Below are 26,103 nucleotides of genomic sequence, written 5' to 3' on the forward strand. Positions count from 1 at the left end.
CGACAAGGACCCTGATGCCCACCAGCGTGCCGCTCTATGAGGCCAAGGCTGAGCTGTTCCGCACCCTGGGTCACCCCACGCGGATCCGGGTGCTCGAGATCCTGCAGCGCGGCCCGACCACGGTGCGCGAGATGCTGGAGATCCTCGGCCTGGAGCCGTCCACGCTCTCGCAGCAGCTGGCGGTGCTCCGCCGCGCAGGCCTGGTCTCCTCGCACCGCGAGGCGTCCACGGTGCGCTATGCCCTCGCCACCCCGGACGTCGCCGACCTGCTCAGCACCGGCCGACGGATCCTGGGCAGCACGCTGGCCAACTCGCGCGACCTGCTCGACGAGCTCGGCGAGACGTCCTGAGACTGCGCCCTGCTGGGGTGGCATGAGACGCGGATCACCCCGCACCCGACCCTTGATCGATCCAATGGTCAGCGCCGAATCGGCGCAGTGATACTGGCGGTTCCCCGCACCGACGCCGGGACGCATCACCCAACGACCATTCCGCCGATACGCTCGGCGGCCGGCCGGCCCCTCTCGAGGGCGGCCGCGAAGCGCGAGAGGGACCTATCAGGCATGACTGCCGCAGCCGCTCAGCAGGGCACGACCCACCAGGGCATCCTCGACTGGGTCACCGAGGTCGCAGAGCTGACCCAGCCCGACGACATCCACTGGTGCACCGGAAGCGACGAGGAGTGGGTGCAGCTCACCGACTTCCTCGTCGGCACCGGCACCTTCATCCGGCTCGACGAGTCGAAGAAGCCCAACTCCTTCTACGCCGCGTCCGACCCGATCGACGTCGCCCGCGTGGAGGACCGCACCTACATCTGCTCGCGCGACGAGCGCGACGCGGGTCCGACCAACAACTGGATGGACCCCGACGCGATGAAGGAGCTCATGCGGGGGCTGTACGCCGGCTGCATGAAGGGCCGCACGATGTATGTCGTGCCGTTCGTGATGGGTCACCTCGAGGCCGAGCACCCGATGTTCGGCGTGGAGATCACCGACTCCGCCTACGTCGTCGCCTCGATGCGCGTCATGGCCCGCATGGGCTCGCACGTGCTGCGCAAGATGGAGGAGCTCGAGGCCGCCGGCACCGAGTTCTCCTGGGTCCCCGCCCTGCACTCCGTCGGCCACCCGCTCGCCGAGGGTGAGGACGACGTCGCCTGGCCGTGCAACGAGACGAAGTACATCGTCCAGTTCCCCGAGGAGCGGATGATCTGGTCCTTCGGTTCCGGCTACGGCGGCAACGCCCTGCTCGGCAAGAAGTGCTACGCGCTGCGCATCGCCTCGGTGATGGCCCGCGACGAGGGCTGGCTCGCCGAGCACATGCTGATCCTCAAGCTCACCAGCCCCGAGGGCGTCGTGAAGTACGTCGCCGCGGCGTTCCCCAGCGCGTGTGGCAAGACCAACCTCGCGATGCTCCAGCCCACGATCCCGGGTTGGAAGGTCGAGACCCTCGGCGACGACATCGCCTGGATGCGGGTCGGCGAGGACGGCCGGCTGTGGGCGGTCAACCCGGAGTACGGGTTCTTCGGCGTCGCCCCCGGCACCAACGAGCACACCAACCCGAACGCGATGCGCACCATCGCCAAGGGCAACTCGGTCTTCACCAACGTCGCGCTCACCGAGGACGGCGACGTGTGGTGGGAGGGCCTGGAGAACCCGCCGGCCCGGGCCACGTCCTGGAAGGGCGAGCCCTGGACGCCCGACTCCACCGAGCTCTCCAGCCACCCGAACTCGCGCTACTGCACCCCCATCAAGCAGTGCGACATCCTCGCTGCGGAGTACGACGACCCGCGCGGCGTACCCATCGACGCGATCCTCTTCGGCGGCCGGCGCCGCGACACCATCCCCCTGGTCTTCGAGGCGCGCGACTGGACCCACGGCACGTTCCTCGGCGCGACGCTGTCGTCGGAGACCACCGCCGCCGCGGTCGGCCAGGTCGGCGTCGTGCGCCGCGACCCGATGGCGATGCTGCCGTTCATCGGCTACAACGCCGGTGACTACTTCAACCACTGGATCACGGTCGGCAAGGAGAACGACGCGGCCAAGCTGCCGAAGATCTTCTACGTCAACTGGTTCCGCCGCGACGACGACGGCAACTTCGTCTGGCCCGGCTTCGGTGAGAACAGCCGCGTGCTGAAGTGGGTCGTCGAGCGGATCGACGGCCAGGCGGCCGCGGTCGAGACCCCGATCGGCCACGTGCCGACGCCGGAGTCGCTCGACACCGACGGGCTCGACATGTCCGCGGCCGACCTGGCGAAGTGCCTCGAGGTCGACGCGGAGGAGTGGAAGGCCGAGCTGCCGCAGATCCAGGAGTGGTTCGACAAGTTCGGCGACGACCTGCCCGGCGTGCTCTGGACCGAGCTCGACGGGTTGCGCGCCCGCCTCGAGGGCTGAGGCCCGCGTCTCCTCCCGATACGCTGACCGGCGTGCGGGAGGAGGCGCGGTGAACCCGAGTCAGGGCAGCTACGGTCCGGAGCAACGCCAGCTCCTCGAGACGGCTGCGGCCGAGCTCTACACCCGCGCCGTCGAGGTCGGCTCGCTGACCGTCGACTCCTCGACCTTCCCCGCCGACACCACCGAGCGGGCTGCGGTCGACCTGCTCATCGACCTGGGTCTGCTGACCCAGCGCGACGACCCCAAGCTGTTCCACCCCGTCGACCCCAGCAGCATCCAGTCCCGGGTGGTCGTCCCGCTCGGGCAGCAGGGCGCCGAGCTGCTGGCCGAGTCGGCGCGGTGGGCCGAGGTCTTCGGCGAGCTCGGCCAGACCTACCGCCGAGCGCCGCAGGTCGGCGACCAGGCGGTCACCGAGATCCGCGGCTACGCCAACATCAACCGCTATCTCCAAGCGATCGTGGCCGACGCCCGCAAGGAGCTGCTCACCGCCCAGCCCTCGGGCGGACGGTCGGCGGCCACCCTGGCCGTCGCCGCGGCGCGGGACATCAAGGCTCTCGAGCGCGGCGTGCAGATGCGCACGCTCTACCAGCACTCGGCGCGCCGGAGCACCGCCACCCGCGACTACGTGCAGGCCGTCTCCGCCCACGGGGGTGAGGTGCGCACCCTCGACGAGTTCTTCAACCGGCTCATCGTCGTCGACCGCGAGCTGGCGATCATCCCGGGCGCGGAGGGCAACCACGTCGCCGTCGCGACGCACCAGCCCGCCCTCGTCGCCTACCTGACCGACGTCTTCGAGCGGGCCTGGGAGCGGGCGCGGCCCTACACAACCCGCGACGCCGCGATGGCGCGCGACATCGCCGAGGACGTCCGCGCCATCACGATCCGGATGCTGGTCGAGGGCCACTCCGACCCGGCCAGCGCCAAGCGCATCGGCGTCAGCACCCGGACCTACGCGGGCTACATCGCCGCGCTCAAGGAGGAGTACGGCGTGCAGACGCGGTTCCAGCTGGGCTACGCCATGCGGAACGAGGGACGCAACGACGGGCCCGACGAGGTCAGTTGAAGTCCCAGCCGGTGTCGGTCGGGCGGAACCCGGGGGCGGTGAAGTCCCACCCGGTGTCGCGCAACGGCTGCACGGTGCCGGGCTTGGTCGGCTTCGCCGGCTTGGTGACCGGTGCGGTGGGAGTCGAGGCCTGGACGGCGGCACCCGCTCCGGCACCGAGACCGAGGACCAGGACGGCTGCGGCGGCACCGGCGGCTGCGACGCGGGCGCGGCGGGCGAGCCGAGCGGTGGTGCTGGTGAAAGTGGACATCGTTCCCTCGTCAGGTGGTGTGCGAGCCCCGAGCGTGGGGCAGGTTGGGCGACGACAGGTGGAGCCCCGGCTCACTTGTAGTGTCGGCGACTCCGGCTCAGAAGACCAGCGACGGCGCTGGTCAGGACTGTGCAGTGCAGGTTCGTGCAGGGATGGGGTGGGCTGGTGCCCGCGCCGACTCCTGCACAAACCTGCACCCCGCAGGACCAGGACCGTGCCCCGCGTCGAAGGAGACCAGTGACCGCCGAGCCCGTTCGTCTGCTCGCCCGGACCGCGCGGCGCAGTGTTGTGCACGTGGTCGGGTGGCTGGTCGTCAGCATCGCCGCCGCGCTGCTCGTGTTCCTCAACTCGAGCACGACGACGGTGTTGTTCGGCCACGAGACGACCGTTCGCCCGACGCTCGACGGGTACGCCTCGATCGAGCTCGGGCCCTACCTGCCCGGGCTGCGCTACCCGCTCGAGGGCACGGTGGGTGCCCAGCTCGCACTCGGACGGACGACGGCGGAGAGCTACGACGAACTGATCGAGCGGTACGCCGTGATCGCCAGCCAGCCGGAGGGACAGATCGAGCGCGTGCGCACCGCGATCACGGAGCTGGCGGGTGAGGCGGCGCTCAACGGCGCCCTCATCGGCCTGGCGTTCCCCGCGCTGTGGATGCTGGTCGGCCGCCGGCGCCGTCGCGAGCTGCTGCGCGTCGGCTGGCGGCGTACGGCGCTCGTGGTGGTCCTGGTCGCAGGGCTCGTGGTCGTCGGCCTGCGTCCGTGGCAGGGCGGACCCCCCGCCGTCGGGGTGTCGCGGTGGGTGCCGGTCGCCGAGGTCGTCCCCGCCGGCGTGCCGGTCCCCGAGGAGGTCGCTCCGTTGCAGCTCGACGCCGACCTGCTGACCGCGGGGACCCGGTCGTTGATCACCAGCGCGCTGGACACCTACCGCAACAGCCTCGACTTCTACGGGCGCATCGTCGACGCCGTGCCCGACATCGCCGACCAGCTGCGGGAGCCGGCCGAGGACGAGACCGTCGCGCTCATCGTGAGCGACCGCCACGACAACGTCGGCATGGACCCGGTGGCCCGGGCGGTGGGCGACGCCGCCGGCGCGACGATCCTCTTCGACCTCGGGGACGACACCTCGGTCGGCGGATCGTGGGAGGCGTTCAGCCTGGAGTCCCTCGCCACGGCGTTCGACGACTGGGAGCACCGGTACGTGGCGCTCGGCAACCACGACAACGGCGACTTCGTGCCCGAGCACTTCGAGTCCCTCGGCTTCCACGTCCTGCGTGGCGACGTCGTGGAGGTCGAGGACGACCTGCGCATCCTCGGAGTGCCCGACCCCCGCAGCAGCGGGCTGGGCAACTGGCGCGCCGAGCCCGGCATCAGCTTCGACGAACAGCGCGAACAGCTCACCGAGGACGTCTGCGCCGCTGATGAGAGCTCCGACCGCATCAGCACTCTCGTCGTCCACGACGCCAACCTCGGCAACGGCGCCCTCGAGGCCGGTTGCGTCGACCTGGTGATCGGCGGGCACGTGCACGTGCAGGAGGGCCCGGACCTGGTCGAGTCCGAGGACGGTCGCCGCGGCTACTCCTACACCAACGGCACGACCGGCGGGGCGGCGTACGCCCTGGCACTCGGCAGCAAGCTGCGCCGCGAGGCGCAGCTCACCCTGCTCACCTACCGCGACGGTCGTCCGGTGGGCCTGCAGCCGGTCAACTTCCGCACCACCGGCCAAATCGTCGTCCAGGACTGGGTGCCGCTCGACCTCCAGGTGCCCACCGTCGCGCTCGGCTGGTTCCAGGGTGCAGGGTGAGGGTAGTGACCCCCCGACCCGTCCCGACCTGAGGAGCCGTCGATGACCACCGCCACCCACCTGCCCACCCTCGTCTCCGAGCACCTCGAGAAGGCCCGGTCCTCGTCGGCAGGTCGGAGCGCGGTGACGGTGTACGGCGGGCGCGAGCACTCGTTGCGCCAGACCCTCATCGCGCTCGCCGCCGGCAAGCGGCTCGGCGAGCACGAGAGCCCGGGTGAGGCGACGCTGCAGGTGCTGCAGGGCACCGTGGTCCTCCACGCCGGCGACGCCGGCACGTGGACCGGCAGCGCCGGCGACCACGCGATCATCCCGCCGCAGCGCCACGACCTCGAGGCCACCGAGGACGCCGTCGTGCTGCTGACCGTGGCGCTCGCAGCCGAACACACGGACTGAGCCGGACCCCGCTCAGCAGAGCTGGTTCAGCCGGGCAGCCCGAGCTCGCGCGCGATCAGCATGAGCTGCACTTCGGTGGTGCCCTCGCCGATCTCGAGGATCTTCGAGTCGCGGTAGTGGCGGGCGACGGTGAACTCGTTCATGAAGCCGTAGCCACCGAACACCTGCGTCGCGTCGCGGGCGTTGTCCATCGCGGCCTCGCTCGCGACCATCTTCGCGATGGCGGCCTGCTTCTTGAACGGCTTGCCGGCCAGCAGCAGCCGCGCGGCGTCGAGGTAGGCGAGCCGCGCGGTGTGCGCGCGTGCCTCCATGCGGGCGATGCGGAACGCGACGGCCTGGTTGGCACCGATCGGCCGCCCGAAGGCCTCGCGCTCCCCGGCGTACCGGATGCTCTCGTCGACGCATCCCTGCGCAGCACCAACCGCCAACGCGGCGATCGCGATCCGGCCCTCGTCCAGGATGCGCAGGAAGTTGGCGTAGCCGCGGCCCTCCTCGCCGAGGAGGTTCTCGACCGGCACCCGCACGTCGGTGAACGTCAACGGGTGCGTGTCGGAGGCGTTCCAACCGACCTTGTCGTACGCCGGCTCGACCAGCACCCCGGGGGTGTCGGCCGGGACGAGGATCGAGGAGATCCGGCGCTTGCCGTCGAGCTCGCTCGTGACCGCGGTGACGGTGATGAGGGTGGTGATGTCGGTGCCGGAGTTGGTGATGAACTGCTTGGAGCCGTTGATGACCCACTCGTCGCCGTCGCGGACCGCGGTCGTGCGCGTGCCGCCGGCGTCGGTGCCGGCGCCGGGCTCGGTGAGCCCGAACGCGCCGAGGGCGCGGCCTGCGGTCAGGTCGGGAAGCCAGCGCTGCTTCTGCTCGTCAGTGCCGAACCGGAAGACCGGCATCGCGCCCAGCGACACCCCCGCCTCGAGGGTGATCGCGACGCTCTGGTCGACGCGGCCCAGCTCCTCGAGCGCGACGCACAACGCGAGGTAGTCGCCGCCCATCCCGCCGTGCTCCTCGGGGAACGGCAGTCCGAACAGCCCCATCTCCCCCATCTGCGCGACCACCTCGTAGGGGAACGTGTGGGTCTGGTCGTGGTGGTGGGCCACGGGCGCCACGACCTCGGTGGCGAAGGCGCGCACCGTGCGGGCGAGCTCGAGGTACTCCTCGGGCAGGTCGGCGCTGAGCAGGCCGGACATGGCGGACCTCCGGGACGCGGCGGGGCGGGTTAACGAACGTTAACATCGCCGCGCGGGCGGGGGAATGCGCGAACCCCCGCCGGCGGACCGGCGGGGGTTCGGATGCTGCGGAGGTGGAGGGATTTGAACCCTCGATGGGGTTGTAGCCCCAAACCCGCTTAGCAGGCGGGCGCCATAGACCGGACTAGGCGACACCTCCCGAGCGAGGACAGGCTACCGGGGCGGCCGGGGACGGGGCGAATCGGGCTAGAAGTGGGTGCCGCCGTCGATGCGGATCTCGGTGCCGGTGATGAACGACCCGTCGGCGCTGGCCAGCATCGCGACCACCCCCGCGACCTTCTCCGGTCCGACGAAACCGCCGGGCAGCTTGGGCAGCAGCCCGCTGAAGAGGTCGAAGTCGGCATCGTCGGGGAGACCAGGGCCGGCGTTCTGCCCGCTCTCGCCGAGGCCCTCGGTCATGCCGGAGGAGATCGAGCCCGGCTGGACGGACGTGAACCGCACCCCGCGCTTGGCGTACTCCGACGCCAGCGCGTGCGTCATCGCCTGGATCCCGCCCTTGCTGGCGGAGTACGCCGCCATGTAGGGGTGGGCGAACGCCGCCGAGGTCGAGCTGAAGTTGACGACCGCGGGCTCGGTCCCGTCGAGCAGGGCGGGGATCGCCTCGCGGATGACCAGGAAGGTGCCGACCAGGTTGACCCGCAGCACCCGCTCGAAGTCGGCAAGCGAGGTCTCGTGCGTGTGGGAGGAGCGCAGGATGCCGGCGGCGTTGACGACGGCGTCGAGGCCACCGAGCGTGGCGACCGCCGACCGCACACCGGCCACGACCGAGCCCTCGTCGGCGACGTCGACCTCGAGCGTCGTCAGTCGGCCCGGCCCGGACGCGTCCTGCTCGGCCGCGCGCTTCTCGGTGTGGGCGAGCCCCTCCGGACTGACGTCGGCACCGACGACCTGCCCGCCCTCGGCGAGCATCCGCAGCACGCAGGCCTGCCCGATCCCCGAGCCCGCACCGGTCACCAGCACACGACGTCCCTCGAAGCGCATCACGCGCCCATCCTGGCGCGTCAGCGTTGCGGGCGCAGGCGAATCAGCGCAGGAGAGTCAGCGCAGGCGCTTGTAGCCGCGCCCGTGGTCGAGGCGCTGACGCAGCTCGCGGACGAACTCCTCCGGGTCCCCGCCGAGCACCCGCACCGGGATCGTGGTCGTGCCGCCGGCACGCAGCCGCAGCACCACACACGGTTCGCCGGCGACCTTCGTGACGACGGCGTCCTCGACGTCGGCCCAGCGGGCCTGGGCGCGGCCGACGCCGCGGACGTAGCGAACGCGGTAGCCGGCGGCGTCGAGCCGGACCATCCAGGTGCGCCGGGTCAGCAGCGCGCCGACCACGAAGACCAGCACGACCGCGAGCACCACGCTGACGCCGAGCACCACGATCGGGAGGCTCAGCACACCCACCAGCAGGGTCACCACGAAGACCGCGCCCCCGATCACTGCCAGGAAGCCGCCCATCAACCGCAGCGCGAGCGGCTGGGAGAGGCGGTAGTCGATCCGCCCGGGCGGGCGGTCCGCGGCGGTGGTGGTGTCGTCGGCGTCGGTCACGCCTCCATTGTCCCCCGCGCCCTCACCGGCCCGTGCGGGGCCACCGGCGCAGCTGCAGTCAGCGCCCGCGGAAGATCGGCGGGCGCTTCTCGGCGCGGGCGGCCGCGGCCTCCTGCACGTCCTCGCTCTCCCAGCACGCGGCGAAGGTCCGGGCGACCTCCTCCTCGCCGCCGCCGTTGAGCACGAGCTTGTTGTGCGCCAGCGTGAGCGGCGCCAGCGTCGCGATCTCCTGCGCCCAGGCCAGCGCGGCGTCCAGGTCGCCGGTCCGGTCGACCAGCCCGTAGCGCACGGCCTCGTCGCGGTCGACGGTCTCGGCGGCGAGCATCAGCCGGCGCGCGAGGCCACCGCCGGCGACGGTCTGCAGCGTGCGCATCGTCCAGGCATCGACGGCCATGCCGTTGCGAGCGGTCGGTACGCCGAACAACGCCTTCTCGTCGGCCACGCGCAGGTCGCAGGCGAGCGCCAGCTGGGTGCCGGCACCGATCGCGGGTCCGTTGACGGCCGCGACCACCGGGACGGGAAGCCGGGTCAGCCCGTGCAGCATCCCGTAGAGCGCGTCGAGGAACGCGTCGCCGTACACCCCGGTCAGGTCGGCACCGGAGCAGAAGGACGTGCCCTCGCCGGTGACGACGAGGACCCGGGCGCCGGCGTCGACCTCGCTCTGCGCCGCGGCGAGCAGCGCCTGGGCGAGCTCGAGGTTGATCGCGTTGCGGCGCTCGGGGCGCTGCAGTGTCAGCAGGGAGACGGCATCGTGGCGGGTGGTGGCGAGCATGATGGGAGCCTAGAACCCTGCTCGGTCGCCAAGCTCCATGGGCAGAGGGGGCGGTGTGTTGGTCCAGGACATCCCGGACTGATGTCTCAAGACATGCCGGACTGATGTCTCACGACATGCCGGACTGAGTGCTGAGCCGGCTCAACGCTCCGGCCATGTCGAAAACCAGACTGGTGATCACCGCTGTGGTGATCCAGAACCGTCCTGTCCACGAGGTCGCCGCCGAGTACGGCATCTCACGGTCCTGGCTCTACGAGCTGCTGGCCCGCTATCGCACCGAGGGCGAGGCGGTCTTCGAACCGCGCTCGCGCCGACCCAAGAACATCGCGAACGCCACTGCGGAAGAGGTGGTGGAGCTCATCGTCGAGCTCCGCGAGAAACTCGCTACCACCGGGCTCGACTGCGGCCCAGACACCATCAAGTGGCACCTGGAACACCACCACGGCGTCGAGATCGCTCGCACGACGATCTCCCGACACCTGACCGCTCGCGGCCTGGTGGTCCCGGAGCCGAAGAAACGCCCGAAGTCCTCCTACATCCGGTTCGAAGCTGCTATGCCCAACGAGCGTTGGCAGTCCGACTTCACCCACTACCGCCTCACCCGCCCCGACGGTCACCCCGGTGCGGACACCGAGATCTTGAGCTGGCTCGATGACTGCTCCCGCTTCGCGCTCTCGGTCACCGCACACGTCCGGGTCACCGGCACCATCGTGCTCACCACCTTCCGCGCGAGCGTGACCATCTACGGGATCCCGGCCTCCACCCTCACCGATAACGGCATGGTGTTCACCACCCGCCTGTCCGGCGGCAAGGGCGGACGCAACGGCTTCGAGCACGAGCTGCGGCGTCTGGGCGTGCGGCAGATCAACTCCACCCCGAACCACCCGACTACCTGCGGCAAGGTCGAACGGTTCCAGCAGACGCTGAAGAAGTGGCTACGCGCCCAACCGGTCCAACCGAGCACCGTCGAAGAGCTCCAGGCACTGCTGGACCGCTTCGTCGAGACCTACAACCACCACCGACCGCACCGGTCGCTACCGCACCGCGCCACCCCCGCGACCATCTACACCAGCCGCCCCAAAGCAACCCCTGAGCAACACGCTCGCGCCGATGACACCCACGACCGGGTCCGCCGCGACCGCATCGACAAGACCGGCAAGATCACCCTGCGCCACAGCGGACGGCTCTACTCCATCGGCATCGGGCGAACCCACGCCCGAACCCGCGTGATCGTCCTCGTCCAGGACCTCAACATCCGCATCATCGACGCCGCCACCGGCGAACTACTCCGCCAACTGGTCCTCGACACCACCAAGCGCTACCAACCGATCCCACGCCCGAACACATCGAGCTGAAAATGAAGGACGGCCGAACCCAAATGGCGTGGGTTCGGCCGTCCGCGATGTCCTGAGACATCACAATGGGCAGAGGGGGCGGGATTCGAACCCGCGGTGGGTCTCCCCACGACCGCTTTCAAGGCGGTTCCGATCGGCCGCTCCGGCACCCCTCCTCGCCGTCGGCACCAGCCGACGACGGCGTGCAGTCTACGCGGCGGGAGCGTCAGTCGACGTCGAGCACCACGAGCGCGTCACCCTCCTGGACGACGTCGCCGGCCTCGACCTTGACGGCGCTGACCCGGCCGGCGCGCTCGGCGAGCACGGGGATCTCCATCTTCATGGACTCCAGCAGCACCACGATGTCGCCCGCCTCGACCTGCGCTCCGGCGGCCACGCTCACCGACATCACGTTGGCCACCATCTCGGCGGCGATCTCCACCTGCTGCTCGCGTCCCATGCGCGTGACGCTAGACCGCCGGGCCGGTTACTCGCGCGTTCGTGCTCGACTCACAGCACCGGGGCCGTACGGCGGGGCTCGGGGCGGTGGGCGGAGGCGGCCTCGAGCTGGCGGGCACGCCGGCCCCGGGGGCCAGTGAGGAACTGGTCGAGCCGGATGACGCCGTACCCGACCACGAGCCCGGCGAGCAGGCTGTAGAGCAGGCTGAAGCCGGCGGTGACGAGGCCGACCGAGGCGAGGGCGACCGCCAGCGGTCCGGTGGCCGCGACCCCGAAAGCGCACACCCACCAGCCTTGGCGACGACGCGCGCGCATGGAGACTCCCCACGCCAGGGCGGGGAAGCCGAGCAGGATCGCGAGCGGCTGCGGGACCCCGCCGAGCGTCGCGTCGACCTGCGCCACGAACGACTCGAAGGCCCCGAGCAGCCCCGGCGAGGCCCACCGCCGCAACGCCTCGGTGTAGGCGAGGGTCACCGTCACCGCTCCGAGCCCGGCAGCGAGGATCACCGACCCACGCCGGCCCAGGCCGTGCAGACCCGCGCCCAGCCGGAACACCAGCAGCAGCGCCCCCGCCAGCGACAGCGCGAGGACGACGTAGGCGAGCCGCTCGCGCGAGACCTCCGCGGCGTACCCCTCGATGGCGAGCGCTCCGGCCGCCGCCACGACCACGGCGACGAGGACCTCCCGCACGACCCCGGGGAAGGTCGCCGCCGGCAAGGTCAGCATGACGCCGAGCACGGCGGAGACCACTCCGGTGAGCACCACCAGCCCGGACAACAGGATCGGCTCGGCCAGGGCGACCCCGGCCACGCCGAGCACCAGGCACAGTGCCCCGCTGATCACCGGGCGACCACCCGTGCGGACCGCCAGCGCCACGCCGTACAGCGTCGTCAGGACGACCGCGGCACCGCGCTGGGCGACCAGGGGGAGCACGTCGGTACGACCCAGCAGCAGCACGGCCAGCGCGGCGACCACGAGCAGCGTGCCCCACGTCCACGTCCACGTGCGCGCGCTGCGAGGCGGGGGCGGCGGCGACTCCGGGAGTCGGCGGCGGCGCGGCGGCGGGTCGGCCCGCCGACGACCTTGCCTCCGGTCCGCCGTCACCACGCGGCGAGGATAGCGAGCGCGGCCCGCCTCACATGCGCCGGTTGGCCAGCGACGGGTTCTGGGCCCTGGCCTCCTCGAGCACGTCGCGGCGCAGGTCGACGGTGACCGTGAGGCCGTCGGCGTCCCCCACCTCGCCCAGCACGTCACCGAGCGGCGAGACGACCAGCGAGTGCCCGGTGTAGCGCGGCGCGGGCTGGCCGACCGCCGCGACGAAGACCGTGTTCTCGATCGCCCGGGCCACGGCGAGGGTGCGCCAGTGGTGGACCTTCCGGTCACCGGCGACCCAGGCGGCCGGGACGACGAGCACCTCGGCCCCGGCGTCGACGAGGGCCCGCGCGAGCTCGGGGAACCGCAGGTCGTAGCAGGTCATCAGTCCGACCTTGAAGGTCGTGCCGTCGGAGCCCGGGACGTCCACGACGACCGGGGCGATCTCACCGGGGCTGAGCCGGTCGGACTCGCGGTAGCCGAAGGAGTCGTAGAGGTGGATCTTGCGGTAGTGGTCGACCCGGCCCGGCTGGGCGAGCACGAGCGTGTTCCACGGACGCTCGGGGTCGGCGGAGCGCTCGAACATGCCGCCGACCACCCCGAAGCCATGCTGGTCCGCCAGGGCCGCCAGGCGCTGGACGAACGGACCGTCGAGGTCCTGGGCGTGGGCGGAGACGTCCGAGCCGGGCGAGCCGAAGTCCCGGGCGAACGCCTCCGGGAGCACCACGAGGTGCGGCGCGGGCGAGCGCCGTGCCGCCCGGTCGACCGCGGCCAGGGCGGCGAGGTTCTCCTCCGGGTCCAACGACGAGGCGCACTGGAGCAAGGTGACGCGGAGCAGCGGGGCGGCGGCCATGTCGGCCAGCGTGCCACGGCACGCCCATGATCCAACCGGCGATGCAAGACTGGCGCGATGGATCCCGTCGAGCCACGCGGCGCCGGTCTGCCGCAGGTCGCCGGCGACCAGCCGGCGCGGGTCGCCGCGGTGGTGCTCGCCGGCGGCGGTGCGGTCCGGCTCGGCGGGGTCGACAAGCACGCGCTGGAGATCGGTGGCCGCACGCTGCTCGACCGGGTGCTCGACGTGCTGACGCCGCCGGTCGAGGACGTGGTCGTCGTCGGCCCGGAGGTCCGGACGCACCGGCCGGTGCTGTTCACCCGGGAGGACCCTCCGGGGGGAGGTCCGGCTGCCGGCCTGGTCGCCGGCATCGCGACCCTGGAGCGGCTGCGGGGCAGCCTGCCGGACCGGGTCGTCGCCCTCGCCGTCGACATGCCGATGGTGACGACCGCGACGATCGACCGGCTGCTGCAGGCACTCGACGCGGACCCCGGCGCCGACGGGGTGCTCCTCGTCGACGCGGGCGGGCGACGCCAGCCGCTGTGCGCCGCCTACCGCGCGGCGTCGCTGCTCTCCGCGGTGCCGGCGGGCCGGGAGTCGACGTACGGCTTGGCGATGCGCCGGCTGCTCTTCGGGCTGCGGCTGGTCGAGGTGCCGGCGCGGGCCCACGAGGCCGCCGACGTCGACACCTGGGAGGACCTACGCGAGCTGCGACAGCGGGTTGCGCCCGACGACCCGGACGTATGAGGCTGGCCGGGTGAACCTCCACGACTGGATCGACGAGGTCTGCGACGTGCTCGACCTCGACCACGAGATCGACGAGGGCCTCGTGCTCGACCTGGCGCGGGTCTGCGCCCACGGGGTCGAGCGTCCGGCGGCGCCGGTCACGTCGTACCTCCTCGGGTACGCCGCCGGGGCGCGCGGGTTGTCGTCGCGACAGATCGAGGAGCTGGCCGAGCGCGTCACCGCGTTGGCGGAGCGGTGGGACCGGCCGGCCGCTGACGACGCCGACGACCCGGCCGACCTCGGCCCCGACGACCCGCCCGACGCCGACCTGGCCACGGCCCTGGGTGAGGACCCCGAGCCGCCGTGAGCGCTGGCTAGGGTCGAGGCATGCGCGCTGTCGTCGTACCCGAGCCCGGAGGGCCCGAGGCCCTCACGCTGAGCGACCTGCCCGACCTCGAGCCCGGACCCGGCGAGGTCCTGCTTGACGTGGCAGCGACCGCGGTGAACCGCGCCGACCTGCTGCAGCGGCGCGGGTTCTATCCCCCGCCGCCCGGCGCGTCCGACGTCCTCGGGCTCGAGTGCTCGGGCACGGTCGCTGCGGTCGGCGACGGCGTCGAGGGATGGTCGGTGGGCGACCAGGCGTGCGCGCTGCTGGCCGGTGGCGGCTACGCCACCGGCGTCGTGGTGCCGGCCGAGCAGCTCATGCCGGTGCCTGCGGGCATCGACCTCGTCACCGCCGCGGCCCTGCCCGAGGTCGCGGCGACCGTGTGGTCCAACGTCTTCATGGTCGCCGGGCTGCAGCCCGGTGAGCTCTTCCTCGTCCACGGTGGCGCCGGTGGCATCGGCACGATGGCGATCCAGCTCGCGACGGCGTACGGCGCGCGCGTGGCGGCCACCGCTGGCTCTGCCGAGAAGCTCGCGGTCTGCACGGAGCTGGGCGCGGAGCTGGCGATCAACTACCGCGACGAGGACTTCGTGGAGGTCGTGCGCGAGCACGGGGGCGCCGACGTCATCCTCGACAACATGGGCGCGAAGTACCTCGGGCGCAACGTCGACGCACTCGCCACCGAGGGCCGCCTGGTCGTCATCGGCATGCAGGGCGGCACCAAGGGCGAGCTCGACCTGGGCAAGCTGCTCGGCAAGCGCGGCGCGGTGATCGCCACCTCCCTGCGGTCGCGGCCCGTCGCGGAGAAGGGCGCGATCTGCGCCGCGCTCGTCGAGCACGTGTGGCCCCTGGTCGCCGACGGGAAGGTCCGCCCGATCGTCCACGCGACGCTGCCGCTGGAGCAGGTGCGCGAGGCGCACACCATGCTGGAGGACTCGGTGCACGTCGGGAAGGTCGTCCTCACGACCTAGGCCCCCACACCTAGGCTGGAGTCATGAGCGAGAACTCCGACGAGCCCCGCGTGATGGTCATCGGCCCCGACGGGATGTCGATCGCGGGCGGGCAGAGCGCGGCTGACGGGGAGGGCGGCGACGAGGGCGAGACCCACGTGACCGACCTCGTCGAGCAGCCCGCCAAGGTCATGCGCATCGGCAGCATGATCCGCCAGCTCCTCGAGGAGGTGAAGGCCGCGCCCCTCGACGACGCCAGCCGGCAGCGCCTGAAGGAGATCCACCAGTCCTCCATCAAGGAACTCGAGGCCGGTCTCGCACCCGAGCTGGTCGAGGAGCTGCAGCGGCTCTCGCTGCCGTTCGCGGAGGAGACCCCGTCCGACGCGGAGCTGCGGATCGCGCAGGCGCAGCTGGTCGGATGGCTCGAGGGCCTGTTCCACGGCATCCAGACCGCGATCTATGCCCAGCAGATGGCCGCCCGTGCGCAGCTCGAGCAGATGCGGCGCGCGCTGCCCGGCGGGATGACACCCCAGGCTCCCGGGCAGCCCGGGGCCGAGCAGGCCGGCGGCGGCGAGCCCGACGGGCGCCGCGGCGGCGGGCTCTACCTCTAGCCGTTCCGCGTCCGGCGGCGCCGCAGCCACCACGCGAAGGCGCCGGCACCCAGGGTCGCGGCCGCGACCATCGCGGCGCCCTCGGCGAGACCGAGACGGTTGCCCGAGGCGGGCAGGCGCGGCCGCGCGCTGTCGGCGCTGAACTCCGCGAAGCTCTCGTAGGCCCGCTCGCCCGTCGCCGTCGGTGGCTTCGCGACCTCGGGGTCGACCGGGGTCGTCCCGATGCCCGTCGTGCCTCCGCACAGTCCGGCCTCGAGGATCCCCTCGGCGTTCTCGGTGGCGTAGAAGCGGTACCGCTCGCCGACCGTGACGAAGTCCAGTCCGCACGCAGCCCCGTCACCTGCCGTGAGCAGGCGCAGCACCCGGCCGGACTCGCCCTTCTCCACACCCTCCACCCCGACCTGCAACAGGGTCTGACGGTTGCCGTGCTCGACGTCGAGCAGCTCACCGACCACGACGACGTCGGCGCGCTCCCGATGCTCCTCCGGCGCGACCTGCGCGCACGAGCAGGCGTGCGCCGGTGCGGCCACCAGCAGCAGGGGTGCGAGGGCGAAGGACGCCACGAGGCAGAGGCGCGCGACCAGACGTACCAGGAGGCTCATGCTGGTGAGACGCCGCCCGCGTCCCGGCGGTTGCCACCGCATCGCACCCCTCCTCACAGGGCGAACAGCTCCTCGAGCGCCTGCGCCACCCCGTCCTGGTCGTGTGGCGGGGCGACGTGGTCGGCTGCGGCGCGCACCTGGGCGTGGGCGTTCGCCATCGCGTAGGACCGCCCCGCCCAGCTCAGCATGGCCAGGTCGTTGGGCATGTCGCCGAACGCGACGACCTCCTCCGGCGCGATCCCGCGATCGAGGCACACCTGGGCCAGCGTGGTCGCCTTCGTGACCTGCTCGGCGCTCATCTCCACCAGCGTCCCGACCGACGACCAGGTCGTGGTCACGAGGTCACCGACGAGCTCCTCGACCCGATGCCAGTAGGGCTCCGGGTCGTGCGCGTCGTGCTTGGCGAGCAGCTTCACCACCGCGTCATCCTCGAAGTAGTCCTCCAGCGGGCCGATTCGCAGGTCGGAGGGTCGGGGGAACCGCAGCCCGAACTGCTCCTCGACGGCGATCCCGTCCAGCCGCTCGAGTGCGTACGCCGTCCCCGGCAGCTCGCTGCGTAGTCGGTCCGCGACCTCGAGCCCCGTCGTGCGCGGGATGGTGCGCGAGCGCACGACGCGGTGGGTGCGGACGTCGTAGACGATGCCGCCGTTGGAGCACACCGCCAGACCGTGGTCGCCGACGTGCTCCCAGAGCGTCTCCATCCAGCGCAGCGGCCGGCCGGTCACGAAGACCACGACGATGCCGCGCTCCTCGAGGGCGGAGATCACCTCACGGGTGCGGGGGCTGACCTCGCCGCGGGAGTCGAGCAGCGTCCCGTCGAGGTCGGTGGCGACGAGCTTGTACACGTCCCCAGTCTCCCCCTCCAGCCCAGCCGCCCCCTACCGCACCAGGTAGATCGCGGCGGCGGCACGCAGGTTGGCCGCGATCGGGGAGCGCAGCGGCGCGGCGTCCTCGCCGAGCAGGATCCGCTTCTCGACCACCAGCCCGACCTCGTCGAGCAGCGCCTGCAGGTCGACGAGCGTGGACAGGTGGATGTTGGGGGTCTCGTACCACGCGTGCGGGATCGTCGCGGAGACCGGCATCCGGCCGCGCAGCAGCGCGAGCCGGTTGCGCCAGAGCCCGAAGTTCGGCACCGAGACGACGCCGCGGGCACCCACGCGCCGCAGCTCCAGCAGCACGTGGGCCGGGTTGACCATCGCCTGCAGCGTCTGCGAGAGCACCACGACGTCGTACGACTGGTCGGCGAACGTGCTCAGCTCGCCCTCGATGTCGGCCTCGATGACCGGGACCCCGCGGCGGACCGCCCGCAGGACGGCGTCACCGTCGATCTCGACGCCCTGGATGGTGCAGCCGCGGGTCTCGAGGTGGGCGAGCAGCTGGCCCTCACCGCACCCGAGGTCGAGCACGCGCGACCCGTCGGGGATGAGCCCGGCCAGGATCGTCAGGTCGGGGCGCATCACGAGCACACCTCGTGGGCGTGGTCGAGGAAGGCCGCGACGGTCTCGTGGTAGCCGGGCGGCTGCAGCAGGAAGGAGTCGTGTCCCCAGGCCGAGCGGATCTCACGGAAGGTCACGGGGACGCCGGCGCGCTCGAGGGTGCGCAGCACGCGCAGCGAGTGGCTGGTGTCGAAGCGCCAGTCGGTGTCGAACGAGATCACCAGCGCCCGACTACGGGCGGCGGCGATGCGCGCGGCCGCGTCGGGGTCGGCGAACGCGTCGAAGTAGTCCATGACACGCGTGAGGTAGAGGTAGCTCAGCGCGTCGAACCGGTCGAGGAACGTGTTGCCCTGGTGGTTGAGGTAGCTCTCGACCTCGAAGTCGACGCCGAAGCCCATGCGGTGGACGTCAGCGGTCTTGTCCTGCAGTCGGCGCCCGAACTTCTCGGTCATCGCCTCCTCGGACAGGTAGGTGATGTGCGCCATCATCCGCGCGATCGCCAGCCCGATCTTCGGGCCGCGCGCCGCGGGGCCCTCGAGCTCGAAGTAGCGGCCGTCGTGGAAGTTGGGGTCGCGCATGATCGCCTCGCGGCCCACGGCGGAGAAGGCGATGTTCTGGGCCGTGAGGCGCGAGGAGCTGGCCACCATCACGCCGTTGGCGACCTGCTCGGGGGCGTCGACCATCCACTGCAGCACCTGCATGCCACCCAGCGAGCCACCCACCGCCGCGAGCAGCCGCTCGATGCCGAGGTGCGCGAGGAGCCGCTGGTGCACCGCGACGAAGTCGCTCATCTGCAGCAGCGGGAAGTCCAGGCCGTACGGCGCCCCGGTCGCGGGGTCGATCGACAGTGGCCCGGTCGTGCCCTGGCACCCACCGAGGATGTTGGGCGAGATGACGAAGAACCGGTCGGTGTCGAGCGCCTTGCCGGGCCCGATGAGGTTGTCCCACCAACCGCGCCGCGCCGGGTCGCCGTGGTGGCCGGCCGCGTGCGCGTCACCCGTCAACGCGTGGCAGACGAAGATCGCGTTGTCGCGGTCGGGCGACAGCTCGCCGTACGTCTCGTAGGCGACCTCGACGTGGGTCAGCCGGCGCCCGCACGCGAGCGTCAGCGGGTCGTCCTCGGTCCCGAGGACGACCCGCTGCGTCTCGACGAAGCCCAGGTCGCTCACGGTCAACCACCCTAGGCCGGGCGGCGAGGGTGCCCTCGCCGCATCTCACCTGCGGCTGGTCAGCCGCGCGAGGCGGCCAGGGCCTGCTCGAGGTCGGCGATGATGTCGTCGACGTGCTCGATGCCGATCGAGAGGCGCACGAGGTCCTCGGGGACGCCGGCGTTCTCGAGCTCCTCCGGGGTGAGCTGGGAGTGCGTCGTCGTGGCGTTGTGGATCGCCAGCGACTTGGCGTCACCGATGTTGGCCAGGTGGCTGAACAGCTCCAGGCTCTCGACGAACTTCCGCCCGCCCTCGCGGCCGGCCTTCACGCCGAAGCTGACCAGCCCGCCGTACCCGTTGCCGGTGAAGATCCGGTCGGCGACGGCCTTGTAGGGGCTCGACTCCAGACCCGGGTAGCTCACCCAGGAGACGTCGTCGTGGGCCTCGAGGAACTGCGCGACCTTCAGCGCGTTCTCGCTGTGCCGCTCCATGCGCAGGTGCAGGGTCTCGAGGCCCTGGAGGAACAGCCACGAGTTGAGCGGGGCGATCGCGGCACCGGTGTTGCGCAGCAGCACCGTGCGGGCGCGGATGATGTAGGCCAGGTTGCCGACCGCCTCGGTCCAGACCGCGCCGTGGTAGGCGGCGTCGGGCTGGGTCAGGCCGGGGAAGCGCTCGGAGTGCGCGGCCCAGTCGAAGTTGCCGGAGTCGACGATGACGCCACCGATCGAGGTGCCGTGGCCGCCGATGTACTTCGTCGCGGCGTGCACGACGACGTCGGCGCCGTGGTCGAAGACCCGGGCGAGGTACGGCGTCGGCGCGGTGTTGTCGACGATCAGCGGCAGGCCCTGCGCGTGCGCGGAGTCGGCCCAGGCGCGGATGTCGACGACGTTGATCCGCGGGTTGCCGAGGGTCTCGGCGAAGACCAGCTTGGTCTTGTCGTCGACGTGCTTGGCCAGGTCCTCGGGCTTGTCGGGGTCGACGAAGCGGACCTCGATGCCGAACTGCGGCAGCGTGTGCGCGAACAGTGCGTAGGTGCCGCCGTACAGCGTCGACAGGGCGACGATGTTGTCGCCGGCGTAGGTCAGGTTGAGCACGGCGTACGTCGTCGCGGCCGAGCCGGAGGCGGTGGCGAGGGCACCCACGCCGCCCTCGAGCTGCGCGATGCGCTCCTCGAAGACCGACTGGGTCGGGTTCATGATCCGGGTGTAGATGTTGCCCGGCTCCGCGAGCGAGAACAGGTTGGCCGCGTGCTCGGTGTCGTTGAAGACGTAGGAGGTGGTCTGGTAGATCGGCACCGCGCGGGAGTTGGTGGCCGGGTCGGCCTCCTCCTGGCCGGCGTGCACCGCGAGGGTCTCGGGGCGTCGGGTCATCTGTGGTCCTCAGGATCGGCCCCTCGTCGCCGAGGGGGCAAAGTCAACTACTGCACTCGACGTTAGGCGGTGGGGCCTGAGGACACGAGAGCGTCCACACTGCGAAAGCACTTGCGCGCGACCGCGGCGTAGATCGGGCGGGATAGATCGGTCGGCGTCGGGGCAGGAGGGGCGACGTGGCTGCGAAGGGGGGACGTCGGCTCGTCGTGAGCGCCTGCGCGCTCGCCCTGCCCGTGCTCGCGGTCGTGGGCGGGACCCTCGACCGGGCGGAGCCGACGGGGAGCTATCGCCCCACGCTGCCGCCCGCCGCGCTGACCACCGGCTGCCGGCCGTTGCCCGGCGACGCCACGCTGCCCTTCGCCCACGTCGTCCGGACCGATGACGACGTCCCCGCCGACGGGTCCACACCGGCGCACCGGCTGCTGACGCTGCACTACCTCGAGGCCGACGCCGACGATGTCCGCGCGGCCCTCGCCGCGACGTTCCCGACCGGGCCCGTGGGCGCGGAGGTGACGCCGTACGACGTGGCGCCCGGCACCGTGGTGCGCGGCGAGGTCCGGCTGCGCCTCCCGCCGCTGTCCCCGGCCGAGGTCGGGACCGGTCCCGCGTGCGACCAGCCCTACGCGACCAAGCAGTTCCCGCCGGACTGGGAGGCGTGGCCACCGTGAACTGGGTCTCCCGTCTCGGCGGTGCCGTCGGCGTGCTCGTCGCCGCGCACCTGCTGATCAAGGTCGTCGTCTACGCGCAGGTCGCCCACGCACCCCTGATCGGGGACGAGGCGGCGTACGTCGATGGGGCCCGGGCGCTGTCGAACCTCCTGCGCGACCTGGGCTCCTTCACGACACCCGACGTCGTCGAGCTCGAGCGCAACGTCGTCGCCAGCGGCTGGTTCATGCCCGGGATGTCGCTGGTGCTGACGCCGCTGTTCGTCCTGGTGCCCGATGCGCCGGTCTGGGCGATCCGGGGCTTCCTCGGCGTCGTCGGCACCGTGCTGTTCCTCGCGGTGCTGCGCCGGGTCGACCGGGTCTGGGGACGCCGCGCCACGCTCGTCCTGATGGTCTTCCCGGGACTGGTGCCGACCTGGTCGGTCTTCACGTTCGGTGCCTGGGGTGACCAGACCGCCGGCGTGCTCCTGCTGCTCTTCCTCACGCTGGTCCATCCCGTGCTGCTCGGGGCGGTCGCCGGACGGGCCCCCAGCATCCGGCAGGGACTGGCGATCGGCGCGGTGGCGATCGCGTGCGTCTACGCCCGCTCGAGCGTCGCCGTGCTCGTCGGCCTGCTCGGGGTGCTGCTGGCCGTCGCGGTGGTCGTGCTGCTACGCGACGCGGCGCGGCGCCGAGCAGTCGTCGCAGCCGGCGTCGCCAGCGCGGTCTTCGGTGGCCTGCTGCTCCCGTGGTCGCTGAGTGCCAGCGCGGTCCTGGGCGACCGGGTGATCACGACCACGTCGGTGTCGACGGTCATGGCCAACACCTTCGGCGACCGCGACCGGGTGTGCTTCGGACCCTGCGACCCAGGCAGCACGCTGTGGTTCAGCCCGCTGCGCTACTCGCGGGAGGTCGCGCGGGCGACGGGGCTCAGCGAGGTGGAGGTCCAGCAGCAGATGTCGGCGTACGCCCGCGCGGAGGTCACCCCTCGCAGCTACGCGCGCGACGTGACCGAGAACGCCGGCCGTTACGCCCTCTCCCCCGCGCGCTTCGCGACGTACCTGCGCGCGCCCGGCACCTCCGACGTCGTGCACGCTGGGATCGTCGTGGGCACAGGCGTGCTGTTCTTCCCGTTCCTGCTGGCGGCACTGGTGTCGCTGCTGGTCCCCCGACGACGGACGACGTCGGCCCACCTGCTCGCCGTGTGCGCCAAGCTGTCCGCCCTCGCCCTGCTGAGCCAGCCGTTCGTGCACATCGCCGGCCCCCGCTACTGGACCACCGCCGCACCCGTCTTCGCGCTGCTGGCGCTCCTGCTGCTCCGGCCGTCCCCGATGTCGGATACTCCGGTCGGCGGCGGCCGGCTGCCCGGGGTCCTGCGAGGAGCCGAGATCGCCGTGGCCGTGTTCGGCACGCTCGTCGTGGGCACCCTGCTGGTGCTCGCCCGATGAAGGCAGCCGATGAAGGCAGTTGGTGAAGGGAACCCGCATGCACACTCCGTCCACGCCGAAGTCCGCCGGTGCCGAGCGGCACGTCGGCCGGCGCCGCCGCGTGAGCTACGTGCTGCCGGTCTACAACGAGGCCGCGGTGCTCGAGGAGTTCCACGCCGAGCTGCTGCGCACCACGGAGCACCGTCCCGACCTGGACTTCGAGTTCGTCTACGTCGACGACGGCAGCCGGGACACCTCCCTGGAGCAGCTGCTCGCGCTGCGCCGACGTGACCACCGGGTGACGGTGCTGTCGCTCGCCGCCAACCGCGGCCACCAGATCGCCGTCGTGGCCGGGCTCGAGCACGCCGTCCACGCCGACGCCGTCATCGTCCTCGACACCGACCTGCAGGACCCGCCGGTCGTCAGCCTGGAGATGATCGCGGCGTGGGAAGGCGGTGTCGACGTCGTCTACGCCCAGCGCCGCACCCGCGACGACACGCTGTTCAAGCGCGCCACGGCCGCCGGCTTCTACTGGCTGCTCGACCGGTTGTCCTCCACCCCGATCCCTCGTGACACCGGTGACTTCCGGTTGATGGACCGCCGCGTCGTGGCCGAGGTGGTGCGCTACCGGGAGAAGGACCCCTTCCTGCGCGGCATCGTCGCGCACGCCGGCTTCCGCCAGGAGGCGGTGCTCTTCGACCGCGACGCCCGCCGCGCAGGGGAGAGCAAGTACCCGCTGCGGGCCATGTTCGCGCTGGCCGCGAGCGGGATCGCGACCTTCTCCAGCACGCCACTGCGGCTGATCTCCCGTCTGGGCTACCTCATCTCGGCGCTCAGCCTGCTCGCCGGCGTCTACGTCCTCGCCGTGCGGTTGTTCGCCTCCGACCAGGCGGTCCCCGGGTGGGCGTTCCTCGGGGTCGGCATGTTCTTCCTGGGCGGTCTGCAGCTGGTGATGATGGGCGTCATCGGCAGTTACCTGGGCCGGGTGTACGGCGAGGTGCAGGACCGGCCGCGCTACGCACTCGCCCTCACCGCGACCAGTGCCGGCACGCCGCAGTCGACGCGGGACGCCTTCGCGCAACCCGACCGGCGGAGCGCGAGCGGGTGAGCCACCGGCGTACGGCGACCCGCTTCGCGATCGTCGGGGTCCTCAACACCGCGCTCGACGTCGGGCTCTTCCTGCTGCTGCACCCGCACCTGGGCCTCGTGCTCGCCAACCTGGTCTCGGTCAGCTGCGGGATGGCCTGCAGCTTCGTGCTCAACGGCCGCTACACGTTCGGCGCCGGCCGGCTCACCTGGGCGCAGGCGTGGCGCTTCGTCCTCGCGACGGGTACGGCGATGTGGGTCCTGCAGCCCTTGGTGATCGCGGCACTGGTCGATCCGCTGCCGCTGGCGGCGGCCAAGCTCGGCGGCGTCGCCGTCGGTATCGCCGCCAACTACCTGGCCTACCGCTACCTCGTCTGGCCGAGCGCCGAGCACGGCGCGGAGCGCGGCGTGCGGCACGGCCCGGTCAGAACCAGCGGTTGATCTCCTGAGCGGCGCCGTCCTCGTCGACGCTGCCGGTGGTGTGGTCGGCGGCGGCGTGCACGACGTCGACCGCCTGGCCCATCGCGACCCCGCGACCGGCCCACTCCAGCATCTCCAGGTCGTTGCGGCCGTCGCCGATCGCGAGGACGTCGCCGGCGTCCACCCCGAGCTCGCGGCAGACGTGGTCCAGCCCGAAGGCCTTGGAGACGCCGATGGGTGCGAGGTCGAGCCAGGCCGTCCAGCCCACGACGTAGTCGATGCCGTGCAGGCCGAGCTTGGAGCCGAGCTCCAGGAAGTCGTCGACCGTCGCCGTGGGGTCGCGGATGATCACGCGACTCACCGGCTCGGCCACGAGCTCCTCGATGGCGGTCTCGATCAGCTCACCGTTGAGCTCGCCGTACGGGAACTCCTTGTTGACCCGGTAGCCGACCCCGCGCTCCTCCACCGCGACCAGCGCGTTCGGGAACTCGGTGAGCACGGCGGCGACCGCGGCCCGGGCGTCGAAGGTCTCCTCATGCACGACCTCGACGGGCGGGTAGCGGGTGATCACCGCCCCGTTGGAGGCCACGATCCACACCCGCTCGCCGTGTCCGTGCAGCTCCAGCAGGTCGGCCACGGGGGTCATCGCGTCGACCGAGCGCCCGCTGGCGAGCACGATGTGGGCGCCCGCGTCCTCGGCGCGGCGTACGGCCTCGAAGACCGCGGGCGACAGCTCCTCGTGGACGATGCCGGTGCCGTCGACCCAGCGCAGCAGGGTGCCGTCGATGTCGAGCGCGACGAGCTTCGGCTGCCAGGTGTCGGGGACCGGCCGCTTGGCTGCGCTCACCCGGTCACCGGCTCCAGGACGGTCCGACCCTGCAGGTAGGGCTGGAGGGCGGCCGGGATGCGCACGGAGCCGTCGGCCTGCTGGTGGGTCTCGAGGATCGCGACGATGGCGCGCGGGATCGCCACGAGCGTGCCGTTGAGCGTGGCCACCGGCGTCGTGCCGTGCTCGCCGCGGGTGCGGATGTCGAGGCGGCGGGACTGGAAGTCGGTGCAGTTGGAGGTCGAGGTGAGCTCGCGGTACTTGCCCTGGCTGGGGATCCACGCCTCGCAGTCGAACTTGCGCTGTGCCGAGAGCCCGAGGTCGCCGGCGGCCACGTCGATCACGCGGTAGGCGAGCTCGAGCTTGTCGAGCCACTCCAGCTCCTGGGCGAGCAGCCGCTGGTGCTCGGCCTCGGACTCCTCGAGCGTCGTGTAGGAGAACATCTCCACCTTGTCGAACCAGTGGACCCGGAAGATCCCCCGGGTGTCCTTGCCGTGCGAGCCTGCCTCCTTGCGGTAGCAGGGGCTGAACGCGACGTAGCGGCGCGGCAACGACCCGGCGTCCAGGATCTCGTCGGAGTGGTACGCCGCCAGCGGCACCTCCGAGGTGCCGACGAGGTAGGTGTCCTGGCCCTCGATGCGGTAGACGTCGTCGGCAGCCTGGCCGAGGAAGCCCGTGCCCTCCATCGCGCGCGGCTTGACCAGGGTCGGGGGGATCATCGCGGTGAAACCGGCCGCCCGCGCCTGGTCCATCGCCATGTTGACCAGCGCCAGCTCGAGGTCGGCGCCGGGGCCGGTGAGGTAGTAGAACCGGCTGCCCGACACCTTCGCGCCGCGCTCGACGTCGATGGCGCCGAGCATCCGGCCGAGCTCGAGGTGGTCGCGCGGCTCGAACCCCTCGGCGGCGAAGTCGCGCTTGGTGCCGCGCTCCTCGAGGAGGACGAAGTCGTCCTCGCCGCCCGCTGGGGCGGCCTCGGCGGCCGGGTTGGGGATCGTGCTGAGGATGCGCCGGTAGGTCTCCTCGGCCTCGTGCTGGGCGGCCTCGGCGGCCTTCACCTCGGCCGACAGCGCCTTGGTGCGCTCCAGGAGCGCGGCCTTCTCCTCTCCCTGAGCCTGGGCGACCTGCTTGCCCAGCCCCTTCTGCTCGGCGCGCAGCTCTTCGAAGGCGCTGATCGAGCGGCGCCGCGCCTCGTCGGCCGCGAGCGCCTCGTCGACCACGGACGCGGACAGGCCGCGCTTGGTCTGGGCAGCGCGGAGCAGGTCGGGATCCTCACGGAGCAGGCGCGGGTCGATCATGGG

At 71.9% G+C, this 26,103-nt stretch carries 29 protein-coding genes and 2 tRNA genes; 14 read left to right on the forward strand and 17 right to left on the reverse strand.

Annotation, left to right across the window (positions count from 1 at the left end; all coding sequences use genetic code 11):
- Positions 1 to 14 precede the first annotated feature (14 nt).
- The 3 genes from J2S59_RS04915 (at position 15) to J2S59_RS04925 (ending at position 3,453) form a co-directional block, all read left to right on the forward strand.
- Positions 15 to 350 carry an ArsR/SmtB family transcription factor gene (locus J2S59_RS04915; protein WP_068120211.1) on the forward strand — a complete coding sequence of 112 codons (336 nt, stop codon included), beginning with the start codon at positions 15 to 17 and terminating at the stop codon, positions 348 to 350.
- Between the two features lie 213 nt (positions 351 to 563).
- A complete protein-coding gene (locus J2S59_RS04920; protein ID WP_068120213.1) occupies positions 564 to 2,390 on the forward strand; it encodes a phosphoenolpyruvate carboxykinase (GTP) in 1,827 nt (608 codons plus the stop codon).
- Positions 2,391 to 2,439: 49 nt separating this feature from the next.
- Positions 2,440 to 3,453, forward strand: coding sequence for a TrmB family transcriptional regulator (locus J2S59_RS04925; RefSeq protein WP_306824876.1), 1,014 nt, complete (start codon positions 2,440 to 2,442; stop codon positions 3,451 to 3,453).
- On the opposite strand, the gene J2S59_RS04930 is transcribed toward J2S59_RS04925, so the two are convergent.
- Complete coding sequence (locus J2S59_RS04930; RefSeq protein WP_068125229.1) at positions 3,446 to 3,703, reverse strand: hypothetical protein; 258 nt, start codon at positions 3,701 to 3,703, stop codon at positions 3,446 to 3,448. The genes J2S59_RS04925 and J2S59_RS04930 overlap by 8 nt on opposite strands.
- Before the next feature lie 237 nt (positions 3,704 to 3,940).
- On the opposite strand from J2S59_RS04930, the gene J2S59_RS04935 reads away from it, so the two are divergent.
- The gene (locus tag J2S59_RS04935) at positions 3,941 to 5,506 is read left to right on the forward strand and encodes a metallophosphoesterase (protein WP_306824877.1); all 1,566 of its coding nucleotides are present in this window, start codon (positions 3,941 to 3,943) and stop codon (positions 5,504 to 5,506) included.
- A 42-nt stretch (positions 5,507 to 5,548) separates the two neighbouring features.
- Entirely contained in the window at positions 5,549 to 5,899 is a 351-nt protein-coding gene (locus J2S59_RS04940) for a cupin domain-containing protein (protein WP_068125264.1), read from the forward strand.
- A 26-nt stretch (positions 5,900 to 5,925) separates the two neighbouring features.
- Here J2S59_RS04940 and J2S59_RS04945 read toward each other — a convergent pair whose 3' ends face one another.
- From J2S59_RS04945 to J2S59_RS04965, 5 genes are all read right to left on the reverse strand, one after another.
- Positions 5,926 to 7,089: an acyl-CoA dehydrogenase family protein gene (locus J2S59_RS04945; protein ID WP_068125266.1), complete on the reverse strand. Its 1,164-nt coding sequence runs from the start codon at positions 7,087 to 7,089 to the stop codon at positions 5,926 to 5,928.
- A 108-nt stretch (positions 7,090 to 7,197) separates the two neighbouring features.
- Positions 7,198 to 7,288 (reverse strand) — tRNA-Ser (locus tag J2S59_RS04950).
- Positions 7,289 to 7,335: 47 nt separating this feature from the next.
- Entirely contained in the window at positions 7,336 to 8,130 is a 795-nt protein-coding gene (locus tag J2S59_RS04955) for an SDR family NAD(P)-dependent oxidoreductase (RefSeq protein WP_246360421.1), read from the reverse strand.
- A gap of 57 nt (positions 8,131 to 8,187) precedes the next feature.
- Complete coding sequence (locus J2S59_RS04960) at positions 8,188 to 8,685, reverse strand: hypothetical protein (RefSeq protein ID WP_068122082.1); 498 nt, start codon at positions 8,683 to 8,685, stop codon at positions 8,188 to 8,190.
- A gap of 58 nt (positions 8,686 to 8,743) precedes the next feature.
- The gene (locus J2S59_RS04965; RefSeq protein WP_068122079.1) at positions 8,744 to 9,457 is read right to left on the reverse strand and encodes an enoyl-CoA hydratase; all 714 of its coding nucleotides are present in this window, start codon (positions 9,455 to 9,457) and stop codon (positions 8,744 to 8,746) included.
- A 155-nt stretch (positions 9,458 to 9,612) separates the two neighbouring features.
- Between J2S59_RS04965 and J2S59_RS04970 the strand changes: the two genes are divergently transcribed.
- A complete protein-coding gene (locus tag J2S59_RS04970; RefSeq protein ID WP_306824878.1) occupies positions 9,613 to 10,812 on the forward strand; it encodes an IS481 family transposase in 1,200 nt (399 codons plus the stop codon).
- 70 nt (positions 10,813 to 10,882) lie between these two features.
- On the opposite strand, the gene J2S59_RS04975 is transcribed toward J2S59_RS04970, so the two are convergent.
- The 4 genes from J2S59_RS04975 to J2S59_RS04990 form a co-directional block, all read right to left on the reverse strand.
- A tRNA-Ser gene (locus J2S59_RS04975) sits at positions 10,883 to 10,967 on the reverse strand.
- 50 nt (positions 10,968 to 11,017) lie between these two features.
- Positions 11,018 to 11,251, reverse strand: coding sequence for a biotin/lipoyl-binding carrier protein (locus tag J2S59_RS04980; RefSeq protein WP_068117568.1), 234 nt, complete (start codon positions 11,249 to 11,251; stop codon positions 11,018 to 11,020).
- Between the two features lie 50 nt (positions 11,252 to 11,301).
- Positions 11,302 to 12,357, reverse strand: a complete 1,056-nt coding sequence (locus tag J2S59_RS04985; RefSeq protein ID WP_181641565.1) for a hypothetical protein — start codon at positions 12,355 to 12,357, stop codon at positions 11,302 to 11,304.
- Between the two features lie 28 nt (positions 12,358 to 12,385).
- A complete protein-coding gene (locus J2S59_RS04990) occupies positions 12,386 to 13,195 on the reverse strand; it encodes a carbon-nitrogen hydrolase family protein (protein ID WP_068117563.1) in 810 nt (269 codons plus the stop codon).
- Positions 13,196 to 13,252: 57 nt separating this feature from the next.
- Between J2S59_RS04990 and mobA the strand changes: the two genes are divergently transcribed.
- The 4 genes from mobA to J2S59_RS05010 are packed head-to-tail and all read left to right on the forward strand — an operon-like array spanning position 13,253 to position 15,846.
- Positions 13,253 to 13,921 (forward strand): molybdenum cofactor guanylyltransferase, encoded by a 669-nt coding sequence (gene mobA, locus J2S59_RS04995; RefSeq protein WP_181641564.1) that lies wholly within the window; start codon positions 13,253 to 13,255, stop codon positions 13,919 to 13,921.
- Between the two features lie 10 nt (positions 13,922 to 13,931).
- Complete coding sequence (locus J2S59_RS05000; RefSeq protein ID WP_068117560.1) at positions 13,932 to 14,267, forward strand: DUF6457 domain-containing protein; 336 nt, start codon at positions 13,932 to 13,934, stop codon at positions 14,265 to 14,267.
- 20 nt (positions 14,268 to 14,287) lie between these two features.
- A complete protein-coding gene (locus J2S59_RS05005; protein ID WP_068117557.1) occupies positions 14,288 to 15,256 on the forward strand; it encodes an NAD(P)H-quinone oxidoreductase in 969 nt (322 codons plus the stop codon).
- A 23-nt stretch (positions 15,257 to 15,279) separates the two neighbouring features.
- Positions 15,280 to 15,846 (forward strand): bacterial proteasome activator family protein, encoded by a 567-nt coding sequence (locus tag J2S59_RS05010; RefSeq protein ID WP_068117553.1) that lies wholly within the window; start codon positions 15,280 to 15,282, stop codon positions 15,844 to 15,846.
- On the opposite strand, the gene J2S59_RS05015 is transcribed toward J2S59_RS05010, so the two are convergent.
- From J2S59_RS05015 to J2S59_RS05035, 5 genes are read right to left on the reverse strand one after another with little or no spacing between them, the layout of a single operon-like run.
- Positions 15,843 to 16,490, reverse strand: a complete 648-nt coding sequence (locus J2S59_RS05015; RefSeq protein WP_068117550.1) for a hypothetical protein — start codon at positions 16,488 to 16,490, stop codon at positions 15,843 to 15,845. The genes J2S59_RS05010 and J2S59_RS05015 overlap by 4 nt on opposite strands.
- 11 nt (positions 16,491 to 16,501) lie before the next feature.
- Entirely contained in the window at positions 16,502 to 17,293 is a 792-nt protein-coding gene (locus J2S59_RS05020) for an HAD family hydrolase (protein ID WP_068117547.1), read from the reverse strand.
- 33 nt (positions 17,294 to 17,326) lie between these two features.
- A complete protein-coding gene (metW, locus tag J2S59_RS05025) occupies positions 17,327 to 17,905 on the reverse strand; it encodes a methionine biosynthesis protein MetW (RefSeq protein WP_068117571.1) in 579 nt (192 codons plus the stop codon).
- Positions 17,905 to 19,053, reverse strand: coding sequence for a homoserine O-acetyltransferase MetX (gene metX, locus J2S59_RS05030; RefSeq protein ID WP_068117544.1), 1,149 nt, complete (start codon positions 19,051 to 19,053; stop codon positions 17,905 to 17,907). Before metX ends, metW begins: the two co-directional genes overlap by 1 nt.
- A 59-nt stretch (positions 19,054 to 19,112) precedes the next feature.
- The gene (locus J2S59_RS05035; protein ID WP_068117541.1) at positions 19,113 to 20,402 is read right to left on the reverse strand and encodes an O-acetylhomoserine aminocarboxypropyltransferase/cysteine synthase family protein; all 1,290 of its coding nucleotides are present in this window, start codon (positions 20,400 to 20,402) and stop codon (positions 19,113 to 19,115) included.
- A gap of 176 nt (positions 20,403 to 20,578) precedes the next feature.
- Between J2S59_RS05035 and J2S59_RS05040 the strand changes: the two genes are divergently transcribed.
- From J2S59_RS05040 to J2S59_RS05055, 4 genes are read left to right on the forward strand one after another with little or no spacing between them, the layout of a single operon-like run.
- Complete coding sequence (locus tag J2S59_RS05040; protein ID WP_068117537.1) at positions 20,579 to 21,070, forward strand: hypothetical protein; 492 nt, start codon at positions 20,579 to 20,581, stop codon at positions 21,068 to 21,070.
- Positions 21,067 to 22,494, forward strand: a complete 1,428-nt coding sequence (locus J2S59_RS05045) for a hypothetical protein (protein WP_306824879.1) — start codon at positions 21,067 to 21,069, stop codon at positions 22,492 to 22,494. The genes J2S59_RS05040 and J2S59_RS05045 overlap by 4 nt, the downstream gene beginning before the upstream one ends.
- 37 nt (positions 22,495 to 22,531) lie before the next feature.
- Complete coding sequence (locus J2S59_RS05050) at positions 22,532 to 23,581, forward strand: glycosyltransferase family 2 protein (protein WP_306824880.1); 1,050 nt, start codon at positions 22,532 to 22,534, stop codon at positions 23,579 to 23,581.
- Positions 23,578 to 24,000 (forward strand): GtrA family protein, encoded by a 423-nt coding sequence (locus J2S59_RS05055; protein WP_068119581.1) that lies wholly within the window; start codon positions 23,578 to 23,580, stop codon positions 23,998 to 24,000. The genes J2S59_RS05050 and J2S59_RS05055 overlap by 4 nt, the downstream gene beginning before the upstream one ends.
- On the opposite strand, the gene J2S59_RS05060 is transcribed toward J2S59_RS05055, so the two are convergent.
- Positions 23,984 to 24,826 carry an HAD family hydrolase gene (locus J2S59_RS05060; protein WP_068119578.1) on the reverse strand — a complete coding sequence of 281 codons (843 nt, stop codon included), beginning with the start codon at positions 24,824 to 24,826 and terminating at the stop codon, positions 23,984 to 23,986. The two genes, J2S59_RS05055 and J2S59_RS05060, sit on opposite strands and share 17 nt — an antisense overlap.
- A complete protein-coding gene (serS, locus tag J2S59_RS05065; protein ID WP_068119574.1) occupies positions 24,823 to 26,100 on the reverse strand; it encodes a serine--tRNA ligase in 1,278 nt (425 codons plus the stop codon). The genes J2S59_RS05060 and serS overlap by 4 nt, the downstream gene beginning before the upstream one ends.
- Positions 26,101 to 26,103: the final 3 nt, after the last annotated feature.

Source organism: Nocardioides massiliensis (assembly GCF_030811215.1).
GTDB classification, from domain to species: Bacteria; Actinomycetota; Actinomycetes; order Propionibacteriales; family Nocardioidaceae; genus Nocardioides_A; species Nocardioides_A massiliensis.